The following is a 26,276-nucleotide window of genomic DNA, read 5'->3' as shown; positions in this document are numbered from 1 at the left end:
CGAATCTTTAAAAATACGATAATGCAACCAACCTTGTTGATATTAGCTGCCGGTATGGCCTCCCGCTATGGAAGTATGAAACAGATCCAATCATTTGGTCCCGGTGGTGAAACGATTATGGACTATTCTATTTATGATGCCATCCGTGCCGGCTTCAAAAAAGTGGTATTTATCATACGCAAGGATTTTGCAGAAGATTTTAAAGCCATTGTGGAACCCAGGCTCAAAGGTCGTATAGAAATTGATTATGTGTACCAGGACCTCAAGGCATTTACAGAAGGCTTTGAGATACCTGCTGACCGTGCCAAGCCCTGGGGTACAGCCCATGCGGTACTGTGCGCCAAAGACGCGGTCAAAGAACCCTTTGCTGTTATTAATGCCGATGATTTCTATGGCCGCGATGCTTTTGAGAAAGCCTATAAGTTCCTTACTGCCGATGTGAAGCCCCATGTATGGTCTATTATCGGCTATGAGTTATTGAAGACCCTGTCTGACAATGGCACTGTAAACCGCGGTGTATGCCAGGTAGATGCGCAGGGCAATCTTACTTCCATTGCTGAGCGCCTGAATATTGTGATGCAGGATGGCAAGATCATGACCGATGACTCATTTGTGCCTAAAGAACTGCCCAGGGATTCCAGTGTGTCTATGAATTTCTGGTGTTTTGATCCTGAAGTGTTTACTTACTCACTTGATCTTTTCAGGACGTTCCTGAAAGAAAGTGGTACCCAGTTAAAATCTGAGTTCTTTATTCCTATCGTTGCCGACCAGTTTATCAAGGATAAAGTAGGTGTTATTAAGGTAATCCCCACTTCTTCTGAATGGTTTGGTGTTACTTATAAGGAAGATGCACCCGAAGTAAAGGCCAACCTGGAGAAACTGGTAACTGCCGGCGAGTATCCTCCCGCTTTGTGGAGTTAAAAAAAGTTAAATAAAATAGTTAAGCCCCAAAAAAAGCTCCGCTGATAATAGCGGAGCTTTCTTTTTTTATAGAAATGCAAGAAGTAGTTGCTGATCAATAACGGTAAACCATGAACATGCAGCTTTCAATTTTCTTGATCTGCTGTACGCGGTCAAGTCCTTTAATGGAAGAAGGCAGCAGTAACTTAATACGGTCTTCATTGGTGCTGTCTTTCCTGATCTCATGCAGGGCGGTCAGGATGTTCTGTGTACGGCTGGAGAAAACAACTCCTTCGGCAGTGGTTTGTTTACCACTTAAGATACCGATCACTTCGCCGCTGTGGTTGAAGATAGGGCCGCCGGAGTTACCTGGATTGGCAGAAATGGCCAATTGATAAGAGGTGGTATCTCCATTATAACCTGTCTGGGCGCTTAAATAGCCTTTATTGTATACGATGTCAGAAGTAGGCCGGGGGAAACCCATGGTAAAGACCTCTTCTCCAAGATCTGCCATATTTTTTTGCAAAGCGTAGGGCAATGATTTAATGGATTGATAGCGGTTGTCAACGATCTTGAGTACTGCTATATCGGTTTGCTTGTTTAGATAGATGGTGTTGACCTTGAAATAATTGCCTTTGGTATTTTGTATATATACTGAATCTGCATCAGCAACGGTATGGGCGCTGGTAACCAGGTAGCCTTTGCCGTCAATCAGGAAACCAGTACCTCCGCTTTTAGGGTTGGCAGCAGGTCTTGAGGTTGATTTTGCCAAAGCCTCATTGATCTTCTGGTTGGTTTGTTGCTGGTAGTTTTTAAACTCTTTAAACTGTTGGGAAAGCTGGCGGATCTCTGAAGCCGGTTGGGGGGCGAAGTAATAGACAATAGAACTGATGGAAAGGGCTGTAATACCGGCAATACAGGCCGCAACGGCTACCACACGCTGGTATTTCTTCCAAAGCTGTACGACAGTGGCCCTGGGTGCTTTTTCTTTAATGGAACCTGTTTCTACCAATTGAGCGTGCACTTCACCCAGGGTGGATTTATATTGTTTCCAGTCGCTGAAACGGTCCATCTGCTGGAGGAACATAGAGTGTTCCACCACCAGTTGGTCTACCTCCGGATTGGTTTTACGCAACTGTTCAAAGAATGCCCGTTCTTCGGCAGGCATTTCATTGGCCAGGTAGCGTTCCACAGCGTCCAGTAATTGCATCTCTTCCATTACGGTGTATTGTTTTTATAGGCGGCAAAGAATAGTTTCTTTAACCGCATTAAACATTTGTATTTCTGGTTCTTGGCGTTATCGGCATTCGTGTACCCAAAATGGCTGGCAATGTCTACCATGTTCCTTTTCTGGATGTAGAAAGCTTCCAGCAGGCTGCGGCAGGGCTCGCCGAGGTGTAGCATGGCTTTCTCCATCATCTGGAACTCTGTATTCCGCTGGCCATGTGCCTCCAGTTCTTCTTCCACCGGCACCGTATCGCTGATGCCATCCAGGTCGGGAACGAATTTTTGCTGTTGCTGCAGCCTTTTCAGCCACAAGCGCCGGCAAACGGAATAAACATAGGTCTTTAGCTGACAATTCAGTTCAAAGGTGCCTGACCTGGACTTTTCATAGAGTACGATCATGGCTTCCTGGAAAACGTCCCGTGCATCATCTGCAGAACCATTGTTGTTGATTATCAATGCCTGAACCATATTATAATGCTGTTTATAAATGGTTTCAATGGCTTGCCGGTCGTTTTTTGCCAGTCCTTCCAATAAAGCTATTTCCCGGGAGTCTGTTTTCACTTATGCCGTATTATTAATACCCAATTTAATGAGAAGTAACCCAAAAATCCAGTTAAAATACCGGAAAAAGGGGTTGATTTTCCGCGCAAAGTACAGTCTTCCCGGGCCGGGAAAAAATATTTGGGATTTTTTTTAAAAGGAGAGGTTACCTTTTCCACTTTGGGGTATTAACCCTTAAATCATCTGTTAACAAAACAAAAAACGGTACAAATGAAAAAGCTCCTGTTAGTTTTAGCAATTGGCGCATTCGTAGCATCTTGCAATGATGGTGGAACTGGTACAGAACCTAAAGCAGACAGCACTGCAGCTCCTGCTCCTGCTGATTCTTCTTCTGTTACTCCTGATTCTACTGCAAAGCCTGCAGATTCTACTGCCACTGCAGCTCCTGACACAACGAAGAAATAAGTTTTTTTTCATATGGCAAGCAATCGTTAGAGGCCGTCCTGTTCCCAGGAGGGCTTTTTTCGTTTGTGGCGATACTTACTGGTTCGTGGGGACACGAACCAGTAAGTAGAGAATAAAAAAGGCACCACAAACTGTGATGCCGTCCAGAAAAGTTATCTATGAAGTGATTGCTTAGCGGTAGCCAGACATTCCTTGTGTAGACCTGCAGCCACCTCTGGAAGCTGTGCAAGAAGTAATGGTAGCGCTAATAGCAATAATCAATGCGAGAATAGTCAAAATCCGTTTCATTTTTTGTGGTATTTAGGTTTGAGAATAAGCCTGATGAATGGGGAATTGGAAATTAAAGAGGCGGTAAACACAATGATCATCAGGAAATTCAGAGGAGCGGATTAGGCTACTTCAGAGGAGAGGATGAGTACGGAAATTGATAGGATTGGAGTGGGTAAGCGTTGTAGCGTTTGATGGGTCAAAGAAACAAACTAAATTCGGTTCTTGCAATAGGGGACCGTAAAAAAATGTGGGCAAACAGCACAATAAAAGGACCGGAAACTGACATAAATTATTGCTACAGAGGTAGTAAAGACACTGATTAAGGCATAGAACAATTAAAATCTTATCTTTCGGCTTTGCATATGAAAGTACATTTTATAGCGATCGGAGGCAGTGTGATGCACCAACTGGCCCTTGCACTCAGTAGAAAAGGATATATTGTTACCGGCAGTGATGATGAAATATTTGAACCTGCCCGGTCTAATCTTGCTCATGCAGGGCTCTTGCCCGAAGCCGATGGCTGGTTTCCTGAAAAGATCACTCCGGGTATAGATGCCATTATTTTAGGTATGCATGCCAAGGGCGACAATCCTGAGTTACAGCGGGCCCGTGAACTTGGACTAAAGATCTATTCGTTTCCTGAATATATTTACCAGGAGAGCCAGCAAAAAACAAGGGTAGTGGTAGGCGGTAGTCATGGTAAAACGACGACGACTTCCATGATCATGCATGTACTCAAAAACACCGGAAAGGCTTTTGACTACCTGGTAGGGGCCAGGCTGGAAGGGTTCGATCAGTCGGTGAATATTACCAATGCGCCTGTTATCGTTTGTGAGGGGGATGAATACCCGGCCAGCGCCCTGGAAAAAAGACCCAAATTCCATTTCCTGTTTCCTCATATAGCTATCCTTACGGGTATTGCCTGGGACCATATTAATGTATTCCCCACTTTTGGTTTCTACCTGGAGCAGTTCATTATATTCATTCATAAGATAGAACCAGGCGGACTGCTTATTTATAATGATACAGATCCGGTATTGAAGAAGCTGGTGGAGGATAATAAACGTGATGATATACGTTACCAGCCCTATAACGTTCCGGCACACACCATTCAGCAGGGTATTACAAGCGTTGCCATTGGCGAACATACAGGCACACTCCAGGTTTTCGGCGACCATAATCTTATGAACCTGTATGCAGCCTGGTTTGCCTGCCGCGAACTGGGTGTTACAGAAGCTGCTTTTGTACAGGCAATAGCTTCGTTTACCGGCGCTGCCAAACGGCTGGAATTGCTGGCGAAGAATGACCATACCATTGTTTACCGCGATTTTGCACATGCCCCTTCCAAGGTAAAAGCTACTATGGAAGCGGTGAGGCAGCAATACCCCGGCCGCCGGCTTATTGCCCTGCTGGAACTGCATACTTACAGCAGCCTGAATGAACAGTTCATGAAAGAGTATAAGGGGGCCATGGATAAAGCGGATGCGGCTGCGGTATTTTATTCGGGCCATGCATTGGAATTGAAACGAATGCCTCCTTTGCCCAAAGAGAAGGTAGTGGAAGGGTTTGGAAAAAAAGACCTTGCAGTATTAAATCAAAAAGAGGAACTGGTACAATGGTTGCAGTCACAGGCATACCAAAACGCCAATTTGCTTTTGATGAGCTCGGGTAATTATGATGGGATAGATATGCTTACATTTGCAAAAAAGGTGACCAATTAACCCAATATCAAAATTTGATGTTACAATTAGCAAGACCATTAGCAATCATTGACCTGGAAACTACCGGCATCAACCTTAGCACTGACCGTATTGTTGAAATTGCCATCGTGAAGATTCAGCCCGACGGAAGTAAGCTGGTAAAGCGTAAACTGCTGAACCCTGAAATACCCATTTCCACCGTTTCGAGCGATCTGCATGGAATTACCAATGAAATGGTGAAGGATGCGCCTACCTTTAAGCAGGCCGCCAATGAGATCAAACAGTTCCTGGACAATTGTGACCTTGCCGGTTATAACTCCAACCGTTTTGATATTCCCATGCTGGCAGAAGAATTTCTGCGGGTAGGACTGGATTTCGACTTCAAGGGCCGGCGCCTTGTTGATGTACAAAAGGTGTTTCACCTGATGGAGCAGCGTACGCTCAGTGCCGCCTATAAGTTTTATTGCAATAAGACCCTCGAAGGGGCGCATGGTGCAGAAGTTGATGCTACCGCTACCTGGGAAGTGCTGGTAGCACAGGTGGCCAAGTATCCGCAACTGGGTACCACCATTGAAAGTATCCTGAAGCTGATTGGGGAGGATAATACCGTTGATTTTGCCCGGCGCATGGTACTGGAAAATGGTGTTGAGGTATTTAACTTTGGAAAGCATAAGGGAAGATCTGTGGCGGATGTGCTAAAGGCCGAGCCCCAATATTATGATTGGATGATGAAAGGGGATTTCCCTATGCATACCAAGCAGAAACTCACGGAAATATTCAACAGGACCCTGTTAAAGAAGGGTTAAATCCGTTTGTGGGGAATTTGGGCAAAAACCAGCGCCTGAAAACCCGTAATTTTGTGAATCTCATTGATTGCCCGATTTGGAAAAGATAGTAATCATACCCACCTATAATGAGCGGGAAAACATTGCCCTCATACTGGATGCCATTTTTGCATTGCGGCAGGGCTTTCACGTACTCGTTATTGACGATGGTTCGCCCGACGGTACGGCGGTCATTGTAAAGGAATTACAATCAAAATATGCCGGTCAGCTCTTCCTGGAGCAACGTACCGGTAAATTAGGGCTTGGCACTGCCTATATCCACGGGTTTAAATGGTCACTGGCGCGCGGTTATCGCTTTATTTTTGAAATGGATGCCGATTTCTCCCACAACCCCGTGGACCTTCAACGTTTATATGAAGCCTGTAAGAATGGGGCCGATATGGCTATCGGGTCGCGCTATGTGGCTGGTGGCGGTACGGTCAACTGGCCAAAGAACCGGATCCTGCTTTCCAAAGGGGGCTCCCTGTATACCCGCCTCATCACCTGGATACCGGTAAAGGATACCACGGCAGGTTTTGTATGTTACCGTGCCGAGGTGCTGGAAGCCATTAACCTTGACCAGATCAGGTTCCTGGGTTATGCCTTCCAGATCGAAATGAAGTTTGCCACCTGGAAGCTGGGCTTCAAGATAAAAGAAGTGCCTATCGTATTTGAAGACCGCAAGTTTGGCGCTTCCAAGATGCACAAAGGCATTGTAAAAGAAGGTATCCTTGGCGTACTCAAACTCCGTTGGTACAGCCTCTTCAAGGATTACCGCAATCGTGTTAAGAACGCGAACTCCGCTTCTGTATTCCCCTCTATGCAAAGAGATGATCAAAAAGTGAAATGGGTTAAATAAACCATTCCGTCTTATCTTGCCTGTATGCGCAAAGCATTCTTTCAACTGCATGGAGCTGTTCTTTTAGCTGGATTTACTGGTATTCTTGGTCGTCTGATCACCCTCAATGAAGGTTTGCTGGTATGGTACCGCCTGCTTATTACTGCCGTTACTTTATGGGTACTTTACTTCTTCAGTAAAAAGTTACAAGGCATCTCCTTCCGGGAAATAGTGAAGATTACCGGTGTGGGCGCTATAGCGGCCCTGCATTGGGTTAGTTTTTATGGCAGTATCAAGTATGCCAATGTTTCCGTAGCGCTTGTTTGCTTTTCTGCTATTGGCTTTTTTACCGCTGTTTTTGAGCCCCTTATTACCCGTAAAAAGATGAATTGGACAGAGCTCCTGCTGGGTCTTATCGCCATTGTGGGTATTTCACTGATCTTTCATTTCGATCCTCAATATAAAACAGGTATTGTTGTTGGACTTATATCTGCCTTGCTGGGCAGTTTGTTCCCGGTGTTTAACCGGCAGTTGTTACAAGTACATACATCCGAAACAGTAACGTTGTATGAACTGAGCGGAGGTTTTCTTTTTCTGTCTGCCTTGCTGCCTTTTTACCTGCAGTATTTCCCGCCCGATCATGTATTGCCCACTGTAAGCGATCTTGGCTGGCTGCTGGTGCTGGCCTGGTTATGTACCGTATGGGCGTTTCGCCTTTCCATGAATGCGCTTAAGAAGATATCTGCTTTTACGGTGAACCTTACTTATAATCTTGAACCTTTATATGGTATCGCGCTGGCTTTTGCGGTGTACCGGGAAGATAAGCTGCTGACCGGCTCGTTTTACGGGGGCCTGTTATTGATCGTAATCTCTGTATTGTTACAAACCTGGCTTTTTTACCGGGCGCATAAGAAAGGCGCTGTCCTGGCCAATACTTAACTTTTATTTATGGTTATAATTGTTTTATTTGTTCCTAAATATAACCCCCCAAAAAGCCATGAAAAAAATATTACTTCTATTGCTTGCTGTTAGCTCTATTGCTCTTGTTTCGGCACAGACCCCCCGCTTTGGTATTAAGGCAGGTATCAACATTGCCAATCAAAATGTAAAATTGACCTACATGGGAATGTCGGCCGATCAGAATGGCGACGCCATTGTTGGTTTTCATATCGGCGGCGTGGCGGATATCCCTTTATCTCCCCAATTCAGCTTCCGTCCCGAACTGCTCTTAAGCGGCAAGGGCAGTAAATTCAACGGTACAGATGATGACGGCAACCGTACAGAAGCCGAGATCCGTCCTTACTACCTCGAAGTGCCTTTAAACTTTGTTTACCGCCACACTTTTCCCACGCAGTTACAATTCTTTGGCGGTTTTGGACCTTCTATAGGGTACGGCATATTTGGCAAGGGCAAATCCGGCGGGGCCAGTGATGATGTATTCCAGGACGGTGGTTACAAGCGTTTCGACTTTGGCTTTAACGTGCTGGCAGGCCTTGAGTTAGAATCGGGCCTTACCTTTAGTATTAATTTCACACCGGGCCTTGCCAACATTTATGACGGCGCAGATGTAGTAGCCGGCGCCAGCGATATCAAATTCAAAAACACCAATGTTGGTATATCCATAGGGTATATGTTTGCGCGCAAAGCACAGTAATAAGTTTAAATCATAATATTGAGAAAAGAGTGGGCCGTCCCGTACTTTAGTCGGGACGGCTCACTCTTTTTTCTTTATGGCCTGGCCCTTTTCTTTTATAAGTGGCCGCAAAGCGGGATGACAAAAATCGTCCAATAGAACTTTAGATTAATTTTATCCCAAACCAACGCGTACAATGAGAAGATTTGTCTACCTGCTACTGGCGCTGCTCAGTTCCGGAATAGCCCTTGCGCAAAAAAAGCCCCTCGATCACTCCGTATACGATAGCTGGCAAAGCATCAGCGAGCGGACGATCAGTAATAATGGTAAATATGTAGTGTATGCCATAACACCCCAGGAAGGGGATGGCGCCCTGGTGATCCAGGCTGCTGATAATTCCTGGAAGAAAGAAGTGCCCCGCGGTTATGGCGCTTCGATTACAGCAGACAACCGCTTTGTTGTTTTTAAGATCCGGGCACTGTTTAAAGATACCCGTGAGGCCAGGGTCAAGAAGAAGACGCCCAATGATATGCCCAAAGACAGCCTGGGTATTGTGGAACTGGGTAAAGACAGTGTGACTAAAATAGCCCGTGTCAAGTCTTTCAAGACGCCAGAAAAGGGTACTGGTCAATGGATGGCCTATCTCCTGGAAAAGCCTTTACCTGCCAGCACCCGTGGCGGCGGTACGCCCGATTCAGTGGCCAGGCTGGAGCGTATGATGCGTATGGCCGATAGCCTGGTGCGCGTAGCTGACAGCATTCGTAATAAAGCCAATGAAGCCAAAACGAAAGGGATGGCTGTATTGCAGCCTGCACCGAGGGGCGAGGGCGGTAATACAGGCAATAGTGGCAATGCGCCTGTTTCCGCGACGGTGGCAGGCAGGGGAGGAGGACGTGCCGGCGCCGGGGCTGCTACGGCAGCAGCTAATGATGGGGAAGAAGGAACTGAGCTTGTATTGCGCAATTTGTATACCGGTGAAGAGAAGAGCTATAAGCTTGTCAGTGAATATTATTTCCCTGAGCCGGGTAATGCGCTGGTTGTAAGAACCACCCGTGCCACTGGTAATACTGCTTCTGCTGCTGCCTTGTTATGGACCGGTTTGCCAGCCGGCAAGGTTGATACGGTGATGAAAGGATTCAATGATGTAAAGAATATTGCGTTCGATGAGCAGGGCAGCCAGCTTGCTTTTGTAGCAGAGCGCGACAGTGTGGCCAAAGCCTTGCAAAAGTTCTATAAGCTTTGGTATTATAAACCGGCTATGGATAGCGCCCGCCTGCAGGTAGACCGTTCTACAGCCGGCGTTGGCAAAGGACTTAGTGTGAGCGAGAATTATTTGCTCACTTTCAGTAAAGACGGGCAAAAGCTGTTTTTCGGATTGGCAGAGATCAGGAAACCAAAAGATACTACGTTGGTAGATTTTGAGACAGCCCGCCTTGACATCTGGCATTATAAGGATGATTACCTGCAGCCCCAGCAACTGGTGCAACTGAATGCCAACCTGCGCAGGAGCTATACTTCAGTGTTAAGTATACCGGCTGGTAAGGTGGTTCAACTGGGATCGGACAGTGCTGAAAATATTATACTGGCCGATGAAGGTAATGCTGATTTCGTACTTGCTGTATCCAGTAAGGGGAGCCGTATATCTGCCCAGTGGGAGGGCTTCACCCGTCAAAACGCTTATATTATTTCTACGATAGATGGCTCACGCAAACTTGTAAAAGAGAAGCAAAGAGGTTTCTTTGCGCTGTCGCCCAAAGCACAGTATGTACTTTGGTACGATATGTCTACCAAAAATTATTTCACCTACCAGGTAAGTACAGGGGCCATTAAGAATATTACGCAGAAGATCACGGCTCACTTGTATGATGATGAAGATGATCATCCGGATGATCCTTTTTCCTTTGGTACTGCCGGCTGGCTGGAAAATGATGCGGCTGTACTGATCTATGACCGTTATGATGTATGGCAGGTAGACCCCAATGGAGAAAAGCTGCCCGTGAACGTAACGAGTGGGTATGGCAAGAAGAACAGGACGGTATTGCGTTATGTACGTACGGACCGTGAAGCGCGTTTCATAAAGGCCGATGAGCAGTTACTGCTGGATGCGTTTAACCGTACCAATAAGTATGATGGTTTTTATACCAAGAAACTCAACATTGCCGGTGATCCTATTCAACTGACCATGGGACCTAACACGCATGTAATGCCGGTGAAGGCCAGGCAGGCGGATGTTTTCATGGTGGGGCGTATGAATGTGCAGGAAGCTGCGAATGTGTTTACTACTACCGACTTTAAAAGCTTTACCCGCCTGAGCGCTATTAATCCACAACAGAAGGAGTATAACTGGCTCACGTCTGAGCTGGTGAAGTGGAAGATGTTTGATGGTAAGGAAGCGGAAGGACTGCTGTTCAAGCCTGAGGATTTTGATCCTAAGAAAAAATATCCTGTGATCTTTTATTTCTACGAACAGGATGCCGATGGTTTGTATAATTACCGTACGCCTGCGCCCAGCGCCTCTACGATTAATATCGCTTATTTTGTAAGCAATGGTTACCTGGTATTTGATCCCAATATTTATTATAAGAACGGAGAGCCGGGTGAAAGCGCCTATAATTCTGTGGTATCGGCTGCGAAGTATATGGCTAAGATGCCCTGGGTGGATTCTACGAAGATGGCGATACAGGGGCAAAGCTGGGGAGGCTACCAGGTGGCTTATCTTGTTACGCGTACCAAAATGTTTGCTGCTGCCGGTGCGGGTGCTCCTGTGGCCAATATGACCAGCGCTTATGGCGGCATACGCTGGGGTACAGGCCTGAACCGCCAGTTCCAGTATGAACGCAGCCAGAGCCGTATTGGCGCTACCCTTTGGCAAAAGCCTGAGCTGTATATCAAGAACTCTCCTTTATTCAAGGCCGATAAGATCACTACGCCTGTATTGATCATGCACAATGATGCGGATGGGGCTGTACCCTGGTACCAGGGCATTGAGTTTTTTACTGCCATGCGCCGTCTCGGTAAAAAAACATGGCTGCTGCAGTATAATGGGGAAGACCATAACCTGGTGGAAAGAAGGAACCGCAAAGACCTCAGCATCCGCCTGGGACAGTTCTTTGATCATTTCCTTAAAGGGGCGCCTGCCGCCAAATGGATTGCAGAAGGTGTGCCTGCCCTGGATAAGGGAATTGACTGGGGAACACAGGTAGAGGAGAAGAAAGCGTTTTGACTATGCTGCGGTAATATACCTTACCAGGCTGCGCTTGGCTACGGGCAGTAAGGTTTCATCTACCGGGAAGGTCAACGGTGTTTCAATGGAATAAACAGCCGGGTTGGGCAGGTCTTTTTTATTGCGTATGAGTTCTGCCTTGATGTTCTCATACGAATTCACCATATTCCTTTCCCACTGGTCAATGTACTCGGTTTTAATGGCGCGGTATTTCTCGTCGTGCTTTTCAAAGAAGCTCAGGCGGTACTGGTATACGCGCGTATTGCGGTAATTGCCTTCACTTAAGAAGAAGTAGCCCTCCCGGACATCCAGCGGTATGAGGCCAACGGGGAAAATGGTGAGCTTGTTCTCTACGAATTCATAGATCTCAGTGCCATTGCTGATGGCCTTCTGCATTTTGCCGGTAGAGTAGTTGATGATATCTTCCAGTTCCTGCATCATTTCATCATCTTCAATGATCTGTTCATATAATAACTGCAGTTTTTCAAGCTGTATGCCTGTCAGTTTTTTAGGGAATTGTTCCTGCAGGTATTTTTTATTCTCCCGGAAGGCAACGAGGTTGTTGTAGTGGAAAATAACATCTGCCAGTTGGGGGTAGAGTTTGTTGGCGTCAAAGTACTTGTGAACTTCCTGTAAGTAGGCCAGCAGGGTGTACTTTTTCAGTTCGAAGTCAATGTAGCCATCGGCAAACCAGGTTTCGGAGAGTGTCTTCATCTGGTGATTATTTAAGATCCTGTGATGCTTTCAATGCTACCAGGTACTGCTAAGCCTTTTTAACATATATGGTGCAACAACCGGGCGATAGCATTGTCATTCATCACGTAATTTGGTTTAGCGGTAAAATGAATTTACGAAAATTGACGGGTGATAAAAAATGACGTTTAATTTTAAAATGTTAAAAACCCTACCATGCGATCCCTACTCACTGTTTTAACCTTATCCTTATTGCTAACGTCTTGTAGCCATACTTATTATGTGGTCCGCCACGCAGAAAAAGCGGTTCCATCTCCTGGTCTCACTATGTCTACCCCCAATGATCCACCCCTCAGTGCAGCGGGAGAGCAGCGGGCCCAGGCGCTGAAAGAGGTTTTACGGGATAAAAAGATAGAATATATCTATTCCACCAATACAATACGCACCAGGGCCACCGCAGAACCCCTGCGTAGTTACCGGGCCCTTGATATCCGGACGTATGGCCCCCTGCCCGATTCGGCTTTTTTTAAGGACCTGAAAGCGATCAAATACAGCACCCTGATCGTGGGGCATAGCAATACGGTGGACAATATTGTGAACGGATTAACCAATGCCACTACCATACCTGCTGACCTGCAGGATAATGAGTATGATAACCTGTTTGTAGTTACTTACAAGCGTTTTTTGGGAACGAAGATCAAATACAAGCGCCTCAAGTATGGTGCTCCTTCCAATTGATAAAAGTCAATAAAACGAAAGCCCGGGCTTGCGCCCAGGCCTTGCTTAAAGTAGCAGCAACACAACACTAAATTTCCCTTTCCGGGTTAAAATGTTCGAGTTCTTTCGCAACGGCATTGAGGAAGGTAGCTCCCAGTGCGCCGTCTATAATACGGTGATCGTATGACATGGATAGGTACATCATGTGGCGGATAGCGATGGAGTCGCCCTGTTCTGTTTCAATCACTACCGGCCTTTTCTTAATGGCTCCTACAGCGAGGATCGCTACCTGCGGCTGGTTAATGATAGGTGTACCCATGAGGCTGCCAAAGGTACCCACATTGGTGAGGGTGAATGTGCCGCCCTGGGTATCGTCGGGTTTCAGCTTCGCATTACGCGCATTATTGGCCAGGGTATTTACCTGTTTCGTGAGCCCTACCAGGTTTAACTGGTCTGCATTCTTAATTACCGGCACAATGAGGTTGCCGGTTGGCAAGGCGGCTGCCATGCCTATATTGATGTCCTTTTTGATGATGATCTTATCGCCATCCACGCTGCTGTTCAGCCAGGGATATTTTTTGATACAGCGTATGACTGCTTCAATGAAGAGGGGCGTGAAGGTCAGTTTTTCTCCTTCCCGTTTTTCAAATTCCTTTTTCACCCGCTCTCTCCACAATACCATGTTGGTCACATCGGCCTCCGTAAAGCTGGTAACGTGTGCGCTTGTTTGTTTGCTGTTTACCATGTGACTGGCAATAGCTTTGCGCATACGGTCCATTTCAATGATCTCAACGTTGCCCGAATAAGCTGTGAGCTGCGAGCCTTGAGCGGCGAGCTGCTTTGATTCCTGCACGCTTATTACCTGGGCCTGTTGCTGAGGTTGGGTTGGTATGGCTTTGGATTCGTAGACCGACGTTTTTCCGGGCTTTTTGTTTTCTATATATTGTAAGATATCTTTCTTTGTTACGCGGCCTTCATTGCCCGTGCCGGGAATGTTCTCCAGCTCACTCATGCTTACGCCTTCGCTGGCGGCAATGTTGAGTACCAGCGGGGAGTAGAAGCGGCCTCCGCTGCCATTCACAGATGCCTGCGGCTGGTGAGTGGTGAGTGGCGAGTGGTGAGTGGCGAGTGGTTGTTGATGACTGGTAACCGGTTGTGGCTTCGGGGCCGGGCTAACGGGCTCGGCGGCACCTGTACGTATACGGGCTATTACGGTACCGATAGGCACCACATCATTCACCTTGAACAGTATCTCTTCTATAACGCCTTCGGCCGTTGAGGGTACTTCACTATCCACCTTGTCCGTAGCTATTTCCAGTACGGTTTCATCCATCTTCACAGAATCGCCGGGTTGCTTGTGCCACTTTAAAACAGTGGCTTCCATGATGCTTTCTCCCAGCTTAGGCATGACCAGGTCAACAACTGCCATAATGAGTTTCTGGTTTTTTATGATTAGTTTTTATGTCCAAAGGGGCAAAGGTAATGATTTTGCTAACAATCGTTCGCATCATGCCTGTTCTGCTATAAATTTTCTCAGCAGGTTGAGGGCATTGATAGCGGTCATTTCAATGTTCCGCATACGATCGAACCGGAAATTAAACAACTGGGTCACCACTTTGTTCCGGTTACCTACTGCCACCCACACCATTCCTACCGGCTTTTCGGGCGATCCGCCATCCGGTCCCATGATGCCGGAAGTAGCCAGCGCATAGTCGGTATTGAGTGCGGCCACGGCGCCCAGTACCATCTCTTTTACGGTGGCTTCACTTACAGCGCCTCCGGCTTTCATGGTTTCGGGCGATACATTCAGCACCTTTTCCTTTATTTCATTGGCGTAAGATACAATACTGCCCTTATAATAAGCGCTGGACCCCGACACTGATGTGATCAGGTGGGCAATATAGCCACCGGTGCAGCTTTCTGCTGTAGACATGGTTTTACCCTGTTGTTTGAGCAGGTTGCCAATGACCACATGGAGGGGCAGGTCCTCATCCACCACCATCCATTCTTTTACGAGTGCTTTTACTTTGCTGAATTCTGTATCGAGCGCTTCTTCCAGTTGTTGTTTATCAGGGCCTGATCCTGTAATGCGCAGGCGAACCATACCATAGTTGGGGAGATACGCAAGTTTGAAGTGGGCGGGCAGTTTTTCCTCCCAGGTCTGGATCTTATCGGCCAGGTAGCTTTCTCCAATCCCGGCCGTCAGCAAGGTACGGTGGGAAATGAACGGCATGGTAAAATGTTGTTGCAGCCTGGGCAATACCTCATTGGTCATTAATCCTTTCATTTCATGCGGTACGCCCGGCAGGGATACGAATACCCGGCCGTTCTTTTCGAACCACATACCGGGAGCGCTTCCGCGGGTATTGTGCAGTACGGTACATACATCAGGTACTTCTGCCTGTTTCAGGTTCCGCTCTGTGATGGGACGGCGGAATACCTGCTCAAACAGGTATTTTACATGGGCCAGGGTATTTTGATCTACGACCATTTTGCCGCCGAAGTAATCACACAAAACGGGTTTGGTAATATCATCAGCCGTTGGGCCGAGTCCACCGGTGATGAGGATGATCTGTGTGTCGCGGCTTTGGTCGTCGAGGGCGTTGAGGATCTCCTGTTTGTTATCGCCTACTGCTACCCGGCGTTTGAGCCAGATGCCTGCTTTATTGAGTTCCTGCGCCATCCAGGCGCTGTTGGTATCTACTACCTGTCCGATCAGTAATTCATCGCCAATGGTTATGATTGATGCAAAGACCTGCTCCATGATTTATTAATTGGGGGAACAAAGGTAGGGGATGGAAGGCACAAGTACCCTTTCGCACAAGGCATGGCTGCATACTTGCGCCAGTTGTGATTGGCTGGTTCATGATTTTTGCTTACGTTGGGTAATTATATTAATGAACCCGCTTATGAAGCGAATCTTCTTTCTTTTTGCCTGTTTGGTCAATACTGCTATTGTTATGGCACAGTCGCTGCCGCAGAAACTGGCAGCAGCAGTACAACAATTTGAAGCCGATGCTCAAATGAAGTATGCCATTGTCAGTTTGTATGTGGTGGATATAAAAACCGGGAAGCCCGTATATGACCACAACAGGAATGTGGGCCTGGCGCCTGCCAGCACCCAAAAGCTTTTTACCAGTGCGGCAGCTTTTGAACTGCTGGGCCAGGGCTACCGGTACAAAACAGAAATAGGATATACTGGTAAGATAGAGAAAGGCCTATTAAAAGGCAACCTGCAGGTGAATGGTTCCGGCGATCCTACACTGGGTAGCTGGCGCTGGTCTGCCACCAAACCTGATACGGTACTCAACAGGATTATTGCTATGCTGAAGGCTCATAAGATCACTAAGGTGGAAGGAAGGATATTGTTGAATGATTCCATCTTTTCTATTCAGCCCCTGCCCGGCGGCTGGATCTGGGATGATATTGGCAATTATTACGGAGCCGGTTGCTGGGGTATTAACTGGCGGGAGAATCAATATGATCTCTTACTTAAACCCGGTAAGGCAGAAGGGGAGGCAACGACAATAGCCGGTACCCGTCCTGCCTTCCAGGCAGAAGGCCTGGTGAACCTCATCACCACCGGTAAAAGAGGAAGTGGTGACAATGGCTATATCTACAATCCACCTTACGCTACTTACGGATTTACACAAGGGACCGTTCCCCTGGGCGATACGTTTACTATTTCCGGTTCACTCACCAATCCTCCTTTGCAGTTTTCACGGGAACTGGAGGTTGCATTGACAACACAAAAACTGAAAGTAGAGGGGCCTTCCAAATTGTATATAGAGAAAAAGGCCAACAACAGGAACTGGCCTGCCATGCAGCAATCATTAGGGGTATTGTTGTCGCCGCCACTGGACAGTATTAATTACTGGTTCCTGCGCCGGAGTATTAACCTGTATGGAGAAGCGCTGATTAAAACGCTGGCCTATGAAAAAGAGGGTCCTGGCGCTACTACGGAGCGTGGCGTAGAGCAGGTACGCAATTTCTGGCAGCAGCAGGGCATTGATAAAGCGGCCATTCATATCATGGATGGTAGCGGATTATCGCCACAGAACCGGGTTACCACTGGCGCCCTGGTGCAGGTGCTGCAATATGCGAAAACGAGGCCCTGGTATACTTCCTTCTATAATTGTCTGCCGGAATACAATGGCATGAAGATGAAGAGCGGCTCTGTTGGGGGCGCCCGTTCCTTTGCGGGGTATCATACTGCCAAAGACGGCAACGAATATGCTTATGCTATTATCGTAAATAATTATGACGGCTCCGCAGGAGAGGCGGTAAAGAAGATGTATAAGGTGTTGGATGTGCTGAAGTAGAATATTATGGTTGTGATTGGTAAGCGGCAGGTATTTGTTATCATTTGTAATCATTTTTTGCATATATCATCATCCGCATGGGGAATCGTTGCAGGATTAGCTACTTTGCGTGGAAGTTGGCAGACAAACGAAAAATGGACAAAAAAGAGACCAGGAAAAATTGAAACATCGTATCGGAATAAAGGAGCAAAGGGTAGGGTTCACTATAGGTCAGCTAAAGATACTCTATAGATACTCTATACCTGGACTATGGGAACTCTATACCTAAGCTATACCTACGCTATACCAAAGCTATAGTTGACCCATTTCACGAAAATCAGCGGTTTTTATCACAAAACAGCCAGGATTTATTATGCCAGGTGGCCTCTGCAGTAAATGGGACACTTACTATATTGTTATGGCAGGACTACCTCCTGCAAAATAAAAGAGCTGATTATGGTAAGCTGATTGTTGTGACACTGTTACGACAATTGAATAACCCCAATCTTTAAGTGGTCGAATTTGACCACTTAAATGAAAGCCGGAATAATTCCTTATTTGAACTACAATGTTGCTAATATCAAAATAAAGCTGCAAGCCTCGCAGAGTGATCTTGATTTTTAGTTTTTTATAACGACCTTAGAAAATATTTCCCCTGATCTGTCCAATTGCTGTCGTTCCGGTCATTATTGAGGTGTAAACACACTTCAATAACTAATAAAATAAGCACAAGATGAAAGAGTTCATGTTTCTATTCCGCCAGCCGAGTTATGATTATAGCCAAACATCACCTGCCGAGATGCAAAACCTGTATAAGAAATGGCAGGATTGGGTAGGGGGTATTGCTGCACAGGGAAAGCTGGTGCAGACTGGTATCCGGCTGGCCGATGAAGGCAAGGTACTGAAAGCCGGTGGCGTTGTTACTGATGGCCCCTTTGTAGAGATCAGGGAGCGGCTGGGGAGTTTTATGGTGATTAAAGCGGAAAGCCTGGAAGATGCGACCACATTGGCCCACGGTTGCCCGGCCCTGGATAGCGGCGGCAGCGTGGAGATCAGGCCCGTATATCAATAAGATGAGTATAAACCAATAAAACCTGCTTTCCCCGGAAAGCAGGTTTTGACATGATTATGGAAAAGCCATACGATTCTTTAAAACAGTTATTCCAGCAGGAGTTTGCCAAAATGGTGGCTGTGATCAGCAAGCAGTTTGGATTGCAGCATATTGAGATCGCAGAGGATATCGTGAGCGAAACTTTTTTATCAGCTACCGAATCATGGGGAATGAAAGGCACGCCCGAAAATCCTGTTGCCTGGCTGTATGTAGTAGCCAAACAAAAAACGCTGTATTATTTCCGGCGCAATAAGATACTGCAAAAGAAAGTAATTCCTGCCATAACAAGCAGCCAGGAAAAAGAGCAGGAGATGGAAGACCTTGATTTTTCACCGCAACATATCAGGGATAGTCAGTTGCAGATGCTATTTGCCGTTTGTAATCCCGCCATTGCCAGTGAAGCACAGATCGGGCTGGCCTTGCGTATTCTCTGCGGCTTTGGTATTGATGAGATTGCCGAAGCCTTTTTTACCAATAAAGAAACGATCAATAAGCGGCTGTTCAGGGCAAAGGATAAACTGCGGATCGAAAAGGTAAAGATGGAATTGCCCCCGGAAGATGAAATAGCCAACCGGCTCGACAATGTTTTACACGTTATTTACCTGCTGTTCAGCGAAGGGTATTATTCCAAAACCCAGAATGAGGTATTGCGGAAAGACTTCTGCATTGAAGCATTACGCCTGGGTGTATTGCTTACTGAATTTGCTATCACCAACCAGCCCAAAACGAATGCGCTAATCGCTTTGATGTGTTATCATTCCTCCCGTTTTACTGCCCGGCAGGATAGCTCTGGCTCGCCCATTTTATATGAGCAGCAGGATGCTGCATTGTGGGATAAAGACCTGATGCGGCAGGGCGATTATTTTTTAAGCCAGTCGGCACAAGGGAGTGAAGTGTCTTCTTATCACCTCGAAGCGGGCATTGCCCAGTGGCATTGCCAAAAGGAAGACACTCCCGAAAAATGGAATGGCATCCTGCAATTGTATGACCTGCTGCTACAAACCAATTATTCACCAGGCGTTGCACTGAACAGGTTGTTTGCCCTGTATAAGGCGAAAGGATGGGAGACAGCCATGGCAGAAGCGGAAAAGCTCAACCTGCACGATAATCATTTCTACTTTATCCTGCTGGGTGAGTTGTATAAGAACAATGACCTCTCCAATGCCATCGCAAACCTTGAAAAAGCCTATGCATTGGCCAGGACGCAAACAGATAAGCATACCATCCGGGAAAAGATTAACAGGTTAACGCCTGGCTGTTAAAATCCCTGTAACAATTGTTATAGCTGAATTGCCCAGGAAGGATTAACTTACATCAGCCTTCAGATTGTTATGAATAATTATATTGGAAGCCTATGATTGCTGCATCAGACTTTAAAAAACACATCTCAAAAACATTAGCCGGACATTTAAGAACGTTGGGTTTTAAAGGTTCAGGGTTTAATTATTTGATGGATACGGATGACTTTGTTTTTACCATTGGTGTTCAGGCCAGCCAATGGGGTGGGCAATGCTGCGCGGAGTTTGGCATTCAGCCGAAGGCTATTGATGGGATAGGCGAATATAAAATTGATTTCAGGAAACTGAAATATAGTGAGTGTGAGTTTAGGACGCGACTTACGAATAATAACAAGTCTGATCAATGGTGGCAATATTCGGATGACCCGGAAAAGAACATTCAGGTCGCAAATGAAATGTTCAGTATTGTTGTTAATCAGGCTGTTCCAATTATGGATCTCTTCAAAAATAAAGACTATATTTTTGACAAAATTGAAGTTTCAGATCTCGATAATATCTATAAAAATGTCAGTTCCAAATTAGGAGGAATGGACCTGATGACAACTGACATCCGGCTTGCCTGGGCATTAACAAAAATATACGAGAAGCGGGATGTGGCCAGGGCAAAGCAATTTGCCAGGTTTGGGCTTTCAAAGCTTGAGCCCACAAGTACGTTTATTGGAAGAACGGACTTTGAAAAGGTGTTGAACGCCGGACCCGGTGAGTAGCTATGGCCTGTATTTGTTACGGTAATCAATGGGAGATAATCCGGTATACTTTTTAAAGACAAACAATAGATTATACAGGGGCCGCTACAGGGCCCCTGATTTTTTCATCCCAAGATAGATTTGTTTATTCCGGATAATATTTAGACATTTGTCTAAATATACAAATACGCAGGTAGCAGCATGAACGAAGTTTTCAAGGCCCTCAATGATCCTGCGCGCAGGGAGATCCTTAAGTTGTTAAGGAAGCGGGATATGACGGCCGGTGAGATAGCCGCCAAGTTTGACATGACCGCACCCAGCATTTCGCATCACCTGGATAAATTAAAACGTGCCGGGCTGGTGACGACGGTGCGGGAGGGGCAATTCATCCACTATTCTATCAATACTACTGTTGTAGACGATCTGATCCAGTATATACTCACCCTTAAAAAGTGAATCATGAATAAGTACATAAGGGAATTGCTGTTATGGGTAGTGATAGTATTGCCGTATGCATACCTCGCTTATAGCTGGCACGAACTGCCGGAGCGGGTGCCTACGCATTTTAATATAGAGGGGGAAGCCGATGATTGGTCGCATAGGACCATCCTGTTTTTTCTGCCCTGTATTTTGCCGGCTGGCATTTACCTGTTGCTATTGTTGCTTCCTGCGCTTGATCCTAAAAAGAGGCTACAGCAAATGGGGGATAAATACCATAGTTTACGGTTGATGCTGGTTGTGTTTATGTCGGGCCTGGCTATTTATATGCTGTACATCACCAGGGAAGGCAGGATGGCCAATCCCCAATGGCTTATTGCCCTTATTGGCCTTATGGTGGCCATGCTGGGGAATTATTTCCAGGCATTGCGGCCCAATTATTTTGTGGGTATCCGTACGCCCTGGACACTGGAAAATGAAGAGGTTTGGAAGAAAACACATTATCTCGGGGCGCGCCTGTGGGTGGCCGGCGGTTTGCTTATGATTATCCTTTCTTTCCTGATACACAAGAACACGGCCCTGCTTATTGCGGCGGGAGCAATATTCCTCATTATTGTAGCTATTCCCATCGTATTCTCTTTTATTGAGTTCAAAAAGCAGGAGCAACTGCATAAACAAGGGTAGGGCAATAGATTATGCATTGATTTTCAGTTGTTTAATCAGAATGGGCTGTCCTGCCTGCGTTGTGCCTTTACCTGACCTTTGGAGTAGATCCAGGTAGGAGTTAATGAGGCTTTAGCAGGAAGCTACCAGGGAGCTATACTACTGGGGGTGAAATGCTCAGGGAATGGCCTAAGTATTGCCTGAACCTTGCACTGGTACACTATGAAGAGAGCCGTATTTAGAGCACTCCAGTGCGCTTTTCAGGGCATTCCCTGGCCATGTTTAGTGCATTCCGCTCCCAGTAGGATACCCCCGGTAGGTAATTGTCCTGGTGCAGGCGTACCCGTTGAAGGGTGTTCCCCAAATGGGACGAGTATTTGCTTGGTGCCGATTGAGTGGGTGGGGGGCCTGTTTTATAGCGTGTGGGCTAAAAAGAGAAAAACATCCGCGGGGGGATGTTTTTCAAAGGACTTTCTGGACGGGAAATTGGTTTTCCTTCAATGGATTTGGACTGGTTTTTCCGGATTTTGGACTATTGGTTTTTCAGTGATACAGGACCGGTGGTTTTCCATAGGTTAGCGGGCACAAAGAAATGGTTTTAAATAGATTCTACTCAATTTTGGCCGTTAAGGAATCATTAAGGAAAAAAGGGGCCAGGGCGTCCCGCAGGCCGGCCGGCATAGTGGTTTTGGCCCTGGTCTTTATATCCAGGAAGTAGAGCACCACCCGGCCGACGGTGAGCAGCTTTTTCTGCTCATTGTATACTTCCTGGTGAAATTCGATGCGGTGATTGGCCGGTAATTCCCGCAGGGTAGTTTTGATGGTGAGCAGGTCGTCATAATGTGCCGGTCGCAGGTATTTGCTGTGCAACTCCACGACAGGCATCATTACGCCATTTGCTTCCATATCCTTGTAGGTAAATCCCAACCGGCGGATAGATTCGGCGCGGCCTACTTCAAAATACTGGGCATAGTTACCATAGTAGACCACGTCCATCTGGTCCGTCTCTGCATAACGTACGCGTATGTGTGTTTCTGCGATAAACATGTTATTTTCCCATAGCGCCGTCCACGCTGGCTTTACCGGGGCCAATGATGAGGATTACAAGGAAACCAAACATGAATAAGGCTGCATGTTCACCCTTGCCAAATATATCGAGGTTATGTCCTTTCCACAGTGCTACAAACATGGCAAAGGCAGGTGGTATGGCAGCCAAACGGGTAGCAAGCCCCAGTATCACAAACAGGGAACAAAAGAATTCGGCAAATACGAGGAGCGCCAGTGAAGTTGTTACGCCGATTCCCATAAAGTTAATCATGTGTGCTTTATTAGCCGCAAAATGAACGAGCTTATCGTAGCCATGTGGCAACAATAATCCACCCACAGCAAGGCGAAGCAGCAGGGCACCAAAATTGAAGGCGCCACTGGTGTAGTTGGTTGATAATAGTTTACTCATCGATAGGATGTTTTCTCAAAAATAATGGATTTGCTTTTGCATTTCATAATGAAAAAGAATTGTTAATCCTTGCACTTATCCACAGTGTTAGGAACGATCTTTGGTTTAAGATGAAATAATTAGAAACTTTACGACGTTAAAAACCCGGATGGGACGGTCAAACAGATGTATTACGAATGCCGGAAAGGACCTACGGTTATATGCTGAAATCCGATTCGCTATTCGTATTTTTTTTGCTCTCCCTCTCCAAAAAGATATTGAATAAAAAAAGCAGGGAATGAAAAAAACGACAGTTATCATTGGTCTTCTTGGTCTTTCCCAATTCGCTATTGCCCAGCAAACACGTTTTCTCAACGACCCCCAGGCTTCCTATAAGCAGGCAAAGGAATATTTTCAGCGTGAACAATACAGTCTGGCCTATCCTTTACTCAAAGACCTGCAGTTGAAACAACGTGAGCCGGATATTACCAACCAGGCCATCCCTTACCAGGAGTTAAAGTATTATACCGTCGTATGCGCGCTCAAACAAAATGAGCAAGGCGCAGTAGAAAAGGCAAAGAATTTTATAGACCTTGAAGATAATGAGGCCCGCACCCAGATGATGGGCTTCCACCTTGCAGAGTATTATTTCCGCCAGCAAAATTATACAGAAGCTATTCCTTTATACGAAAAGGCGGACATTTCTAATCTTACCAACCGGGAGATTGCGGACATGAAGTTTCACCTGGGGTATGCTTATTTTACCAATAAGCAATTCAGCCAGGCCAAACCTTTATTCGATGCCATCCGGCAAATGAAGGATGATCCCAATTACATTGATGCCAATTATTATTATGGCTTCCTGTCGTTCTATGACAAGAAATACCGCGATGCGCTCGATGCATTTACCGTGGTGGAAGACCATGAGAATTATGGTAAGGTAGTGCCCTATTATGTGGCCAATATTTATTACTCCCTGGGTCAGAAAGACAAAGCGCTTGAGTATGCGGAGAATAAGCTGAAAAGGGGCAACCTGCATTATGATCTTGAAATGCGCCAGATAGTAGGCCATGCATATTTTGAAAAGCAGCAATATGAGAAAGCATTGCCTTACCTGGAGACTTATGTCACCAAATCGGATAAGGTGCGCCGGGAAGATGTGTATGAGCTTTCTTATTGTTATTACAAGGCTAAAAACTGGAATAAAGCGATAGATGGTTTCAAGCAGATAAGCGGAAAAGAAGATTCGCTGGGGCAGAATTCCATGTACCTGTTGGGGGATGCTTATCTTAAAACGAACCAGAAGGCCAATGCCCGCAATGCCTTCCTTATTGGCGCTTCCAATAACAGCAATGCGAAGCAAAAGGAGATATCCATGTACAATTACGCCAAACTCTCTTATGAGCTTGGCTACCAGGATGTGGCCCTGACCGAACTGCAGAAGTTTACCCAGGCATACCCGCAATCTGAATATACGAATGAAGCGCGGGAGCTGATGGTAAGCGTGCTGGCCAATACCAATAATTATAAAGATGCTTTGGCGCTGCTGGAAAGTGTGAAGTCGCCTTCTCCTAATGCGAGGAGACTATACCCCAAGATATTGTATGGCCGCGCTACAGAGCTGGCCAATGATGGCATGCTGGTAACAGCCATGGAATTGCTTACGCGGGCCGAAATTGACCCCAATAATACGGCTGTATTGCCATATGTGCAGTTCTGGAAAGGAGAGATCTCCTACCGCCTGAATAAGCTGGATGATGCGATCCGGTATTATTTCGAATACCTGAAAAGCGGGGTGGTGAATGGAGAAGTGAACCCGGTAAATGCGAAGTATAACCTTGGTTACTGCTTTCTGAAGAAGGAAAATTATAAGCAGGCCCAGGGCTTTTTTGAACAGGTAGCCCCTGCTTCACCAAAGATCAATGCTGCTCCCATTGAACAGGATGCTTATGTGCGTGTGGCCGACTGTTATTATATGAACCGCGATTATAAGAAAGCGGAGTCCATGTACAATAAGGTATTAGATTATTCCTGGCCGGCCAGCGATTATGCTACTTTCCAGAAAGCGATGATCGCCGGGGTTAATAATGGAAAGGAAAAGATCAACCTGTTGTCTTCCATCAGCCGCAAGTATCCTACTTCGGGACTGGTGGCCGATGCCAATATGGAAGTGGCGGTAACGCTCCTGGCCAATGAGCAATTCCGGGAAGCGATCCCTTATCTGAAGAATGTAGTGAGTGATCCCAATTCCTCGCTCAAGCCCAAAGCACACCTTAAGATGGGCATTGCGTATTATAACCTGGATAACAATACAGAAGCATTAAATCAATATACGGCGATCCTGAAACAGTTTCCCAACTCCCCCGAAGCTGATGCAGCATTGGAAAATGCCCGGATCATTTATATAGAACAGGGTAAGACGAGCGAGTATGTGAATTTTGCCCGTACAATGGGTAAGGAGATTTCTGGTACACAGGAAGATGAGCTGGCTTACCAGGAAGCGGAAGTACAGTTTAACAATGGTAATTTCCCCGCTGCTGCCAAGAAGTTCGAAGAGTACCTCACGAAGTTCCCGGAAGGCAAGTATTCCCTCGAAGCGCTTTATTATAAGAGCGAAATTTATTTCAACCAGAAGGACTGGGCCAAAGCGGTTGCCGGTTATGAGATACTGGCCGACAGGGTGCCGCATAAGTTTGGTGAAAAGGCGCTGGTGAATGCGGCCCGCCTTAATTTCTTTGATCTGAAAGATTACCCCAAAGCGGAAAAGTATTTCCAGAAGCTGAAAGATTTTGCTTCCTCACAGGAGAATAAGCTGGAGGCTATGCGTGGCTTGCTGCGCAGCCAGTACCAGTTGCAGAAATGGGATGATGCGGTGACCAATGCCAAAGACCTGCTGAGTCAAAAAGGTATTGGTACAGATGATAAGGTATTGGCCAATATGGCCATTGCCAAATCGCACCAGAATGCCAAAGCCTACGAGCAGGCAATCACTGCTTACCGTTCGGTGGTATCACTGAGCAAATCGGCTTATGGTGCTGAGGCCCGGTATGAGATAGCTAATAGTTTCCTGGCGCAAAACCGCCTGAACGATGCAGAGAAAGCAGCTTTTGAAGTGATCAATAAAGCAGGTTCTTATGAGAACTGGGTAACGAAAGCGTATATCCTGCTTGGCGATGTGTATTTTAAAGAGAATGATTATTTCAATGCCAAAGCCACTTACCAGAGCGTGGTAGACAATGCCAAGATAGAAGAATTGCGGATGGAAGCAGAAAGGAAATTGAAGGAGACCGCGGAGGCAGAGAAGAAGAATAGTAAGGTGGAATAAGGCAACGAGCCGTTTTACAATCAAACAC

The 26,276-nt window shown here is 46.3% G+C and carries 23 protein-coding genes; 16 read left to right on the top strand and 7 right to left on the bottom strand.

What is annotated here, in order from left to right; all coding sequences use genetic code 11:
- Nucleotides 1-21: 21 nt before the first annotated feature.
- Nucleotides 22-921 carry a nucleotidyltransferase family protein gene (locus HB364_RS24565; RefSeq protein ID WP_167290973.1) on the top strand — a complete coding sequence of 300 codons (900 nt, stop codon included), beginning with the start codon at nt 22-24 and terminating at the stop codon, nt 919-921.
- Between the two features lie 94 nt (nt 922-1,015).
- Here the strand turns inward: HB364_RS24565 and HB364_RS24560 are convergent, their stop codons facing one another.
- Both HB364_RS24560 and HB364_RS24555 read right to left on the bottom strand, forming a co-directional pair.
- A complete protein-coding gene (locus tag HB364_RS24560) occupies nt 1,016-2,119 on the bottom strand; it encodes a S1 family peptidase (RefSeq protein ID WP_167290972.1) in 1,104 nt (367 codons plus the stop codon).
- Complete coding sequence (locus tag HB364_RS24555) at nt 2,119-2,688, bottom strand: RNA polymerase sigma factor (protein ID WP_167290971.1); 570 nt, start codon at nt 2,686-2,688, stop codon at nt 2,119-2,121. The genes HB364_RS24560 and HB364_RS24555 overlap by 1 nt, the downstream gene beginning before the upstream one ends.
- A 210-nt stretch (nt 2,689-2,898) precedes the next feature.
- Between HB364_RS24555 and HB364_RS24550 the strand changes: the two genes are divergently transcribed.
- The 7 genes from HB364_RS24550 (at nt 2,899) to HB364_RS24520 (ending at nt 11,581) form a co-directional block, all read left to right on the top strand.
- Nucleotides 2,899-3,093, top strand: coding sequence for a hypothetical protein (locus tag HB364_RS24550; protein ID WP_167290970.1), 195 nt, complete (start codon nt 2,899-2,901; stop codon nt 3,091-3,093).
- A 632-nt stretch (nt 3,094-3,725) separates the two neighbouring features.
- Nucleotides 3,726-5,084, top strand: coding sequence for a UDP-N-acetylmuramate--L-alanine ligase (locus tag HB364_RS24545; RefSeq protein WP_167290969.1), 1,359 nt, complete (start codon nt 3,726-3,728; stop codon nt 5,082-5,084).
- A gap of 17 nt (nt 5,085-5,101) precedes the next feature.
- Nucleotides 5,102-5,869, top strand: coding sequence for a 3'-5' exonuclease (locus tag HB364_RS24540; RefSeq protein WP_167290968.1), 768 nt, complete (start codon nt 5,102-5,104; stop codon nt 5,867-5,869).
- Between the two features lie 76 nt (nt 5,870-5,945).
- The gene (locus HB364_RS24535; protein ID WP_208420074.1) at nt 5,946-6,746 is read left to right on the top strand and encodes a polyprenol monophosphomannose synthase; all 801 of its coding nucleotides are present in this window, start codon (nt 5,946-5,948) and stop codon (nt 6,744-6,746) included.
- A gap of 24 nt (nt 6,747-6,770) precedes the next feature.
- The gene (locus HB364_RS24530; RefSeq protein ID WP_167290966.1) at nt 6,771-7,664 is read left to right on the top strand and encodes a DMT family transporter; all 894 of its coding nucleotides are present in this window, start codon (nt 6,771-6,773) and stop codon (nt 7,662-7,664) included.
- Nucleotides 7,665-7,722: 58 nt separating this feature from the next.
- Nucleotides 7,723-8,379, top strand: a complete 657-nt coding sequence (locus HB364_RS24525) for a porin family protein (RefSeq protein ID WP_167290965.1) — start codon at nt 7,723-7,725, stop codon at nt 8,377-8,379.
- Nucleotides 8,380-8,554: 175 nt separating this feature from the next.
- Complete coding sequence (locus HB364_RS24520) at nt 8,555-11,581, top strand: alpha/beta hydrolase family protein (RefSeq protein ID WP_167290964.1); 3,027 nt, start codon at nt 8,555-8,557, stop codon at nt 11,579-11,581.
- Here the strand turns inward: HB364_RS24520 and HB364_RS24515 are convergent, their stop codons facing one another.
- Nucleotides 11,582-12,295, bottom strand: a complete 714-nt coding sequence (locus HB364_RS24515; protein ID WP_167290963.1) for a hypothetical protein — start codon at nt 12,293-12,295, stop codon at nt 11,582-11,584.
- A gap of 195 nt (nt 12,296-12,490) precedes the next feature.
- Between HB364_RS24515 and HB364_RS24510 the strand changes: the two genes are divergently transcribed.
- Complete coding sequence (locus HB364_RS24510; RefSeq protein WP_167290962.1) at nt 12,491-13,012, top strand: histidine phosphatase family protein; 522 nt, start codon at nt 12,491-12,493, stop codon at nt 13,010-13,012.
- Nucleotides 13,013-13,079: 67 nt separating this feature from the next.
- Here HB364_RS24510 and HB364_RS24505 read toward each other — a convergent pair whose 3' ends face one another.
- Nucleotides 13,080-14,420: a dihydrolipoamide acetyltransferase family protein gene (locus HB364_RS24505; RefSeq protein WP_167290961.1), complete on the bottom strand. Its 1,341-nt coding sequence runs from the start codon at nt 14,418-14,420 to the stop codon at nt 13,080-13,082.
- Between the two features lie 78 nt (nt 14,421-14,498).
- A complete protein-coding gene (locus tag HB364_RS24500) occupies nt 14,499-15,755 on the bottom strand; it encodes a CinA family nicotinamide mononucleotide deamidase-related protein (protein WP_167290960.1) in 1,257 nt (418 codons plus the stop codon).
- Between the two features lie 145 nt (nt 15,756-15,900).
- Between HB364_RS24500 and dacB the strand changes: the two genes are divergently transcribed.
- The 6 genes from dacB (at nt 15,901) to HB364_RS24470 (ending at nt 21,509) form a co-directional block, all read left to right on the top strand.
- Nucleotides 15,901-17,313, top strand: coding sequence for a D-alanyl-D-alanine carboxypeptidase/D-alanyl-D-alanine endopeptidase (dacB, locus tag HB364_RS24495; RefSeq protein WP_167290959.1), 1,413 nt, complete (start codon nt 15,901-15,903; stop codon nt 17,311-17,313).
- A gap of 712 nt (nt 17,314-18,025) precedes the next feature.
- The gene (locus tag HB364_RS24490) at nt 18,026-18,364 is read left to right on the top strand and encodes a YciI family protein (RefSeq protein WP_167290958.1); all 339 of its coding nucleotides are present in this window, start codon (nt 18,026-18,028) and stop codon (nt 18,362-18,364) included.
- A 50-nt stretch (nt 18,365-18,414) separates the two neighbouring features.
- Nucleotides 18,415-19,665 (top strand): RNA polymerase sigma factor, encoded by a 1,251-nt coding sequence (locus HB364_RS24485; RefSeq protein WP_246228595.1) that lies wholly within the window; start codon nt 18,415-18,417, stop codon nt 19,663-19,665.
- Between the two features lie 92 nt (nt 19,666-19,757).
- The gene (locus HB364_RS24480) at nt 19,758-20,408 is read left to right on the top strand and encodes a DUF4304 domain-containing protein (protein ID WP_167290957.1); all 651 of its coding nucleotides are present in this window, start codon (nt 19,758-19,760) and stop codon (nt 20,406-20,408) included.
- 180 nt (nt 20,409-20,588) lie between these two features.
- The gene (locus tag HB364_RS24475) at nt 20,589-20,843 is read left to right on the top strand and encodes an autorepressor SdpR family transcription factor (RefSeq protein ID WP_167290956.1); all 255 of its coding nucleotides are present in this window, start codon (nt 20,589-20,591) and stop codon (nt 20,841-20,843) included.
- A 3-nt stretch (nt 20,844-20,846) separates the two neighbouring features.
- A complete protein-coding gene (locus tag HB364_RS24470; protein ID WP_167290955.1) occupies nt 20,847-21,509 on the top strand; it encodes an SdpI family protein in 663 nt (220 codons plus the stop codon).
- 588 nt (nt 21,510-22,097) lie between these two features.
- Here the strand turns inward: HB364_RS24470 and HB364_RS24465 are convergent.
- A complete protein-coding gene (locus tag HB364_RS24465; RefSeq protein ID WP_167290954.1) occupies nt 22,098-22,535 on the bottom strand; it encodes an acyl-CoA thioesterase in 438 nt (145 codons plus the stop codon).
- A gap of 1 nt (nt 22,536) precedes the next feature.
- Nucleotides 22,537-22,944 (bottom strand): DoxX family protein, encoded by a 408-nt coding sequence (locus HB364_RS24460; RefSeq protein ID WP_167290953.1) that lies wholly within the window; start codon nt 22,942-22,944, stop codon nt 22,537-22,539.
- A 277-nt stretch (nt 22,945-23,221) separates the two neighbouring features.
- On the opposite strand from HB364_RS24460, the gene HB364_RS24455 reads away from it, so the two are divergent.
- Entirely contained in the window at nt 23,222-26,248 is a 3,027-nt protein-coding gene (locus tag HB364_RS24455) for a tetratricopeptide repeat protein (RefSeq protein ID WP_167290952.1), read from the top strand.
- Nucleotides 26,249-26,276 lie beyond the last annotated feature (28 nt).

Origin of the sequence: Paraflavitalea devenefica, from assembly GCF_011759375.1 — a bacterium.
In the GTDB taxonomy this organism is placed as follows: domain Bacteria; phylum Bacteroidota; class Bacteroidia; order Chitinophagales; family Chitinophagaceae; genus Paraflavitalea; species Paraflavitalea devenefica.
Note: the sequence above shows the minus strand (reverse complement) of the source record. Positions and strands in the feature narration are given on the sequence as shown.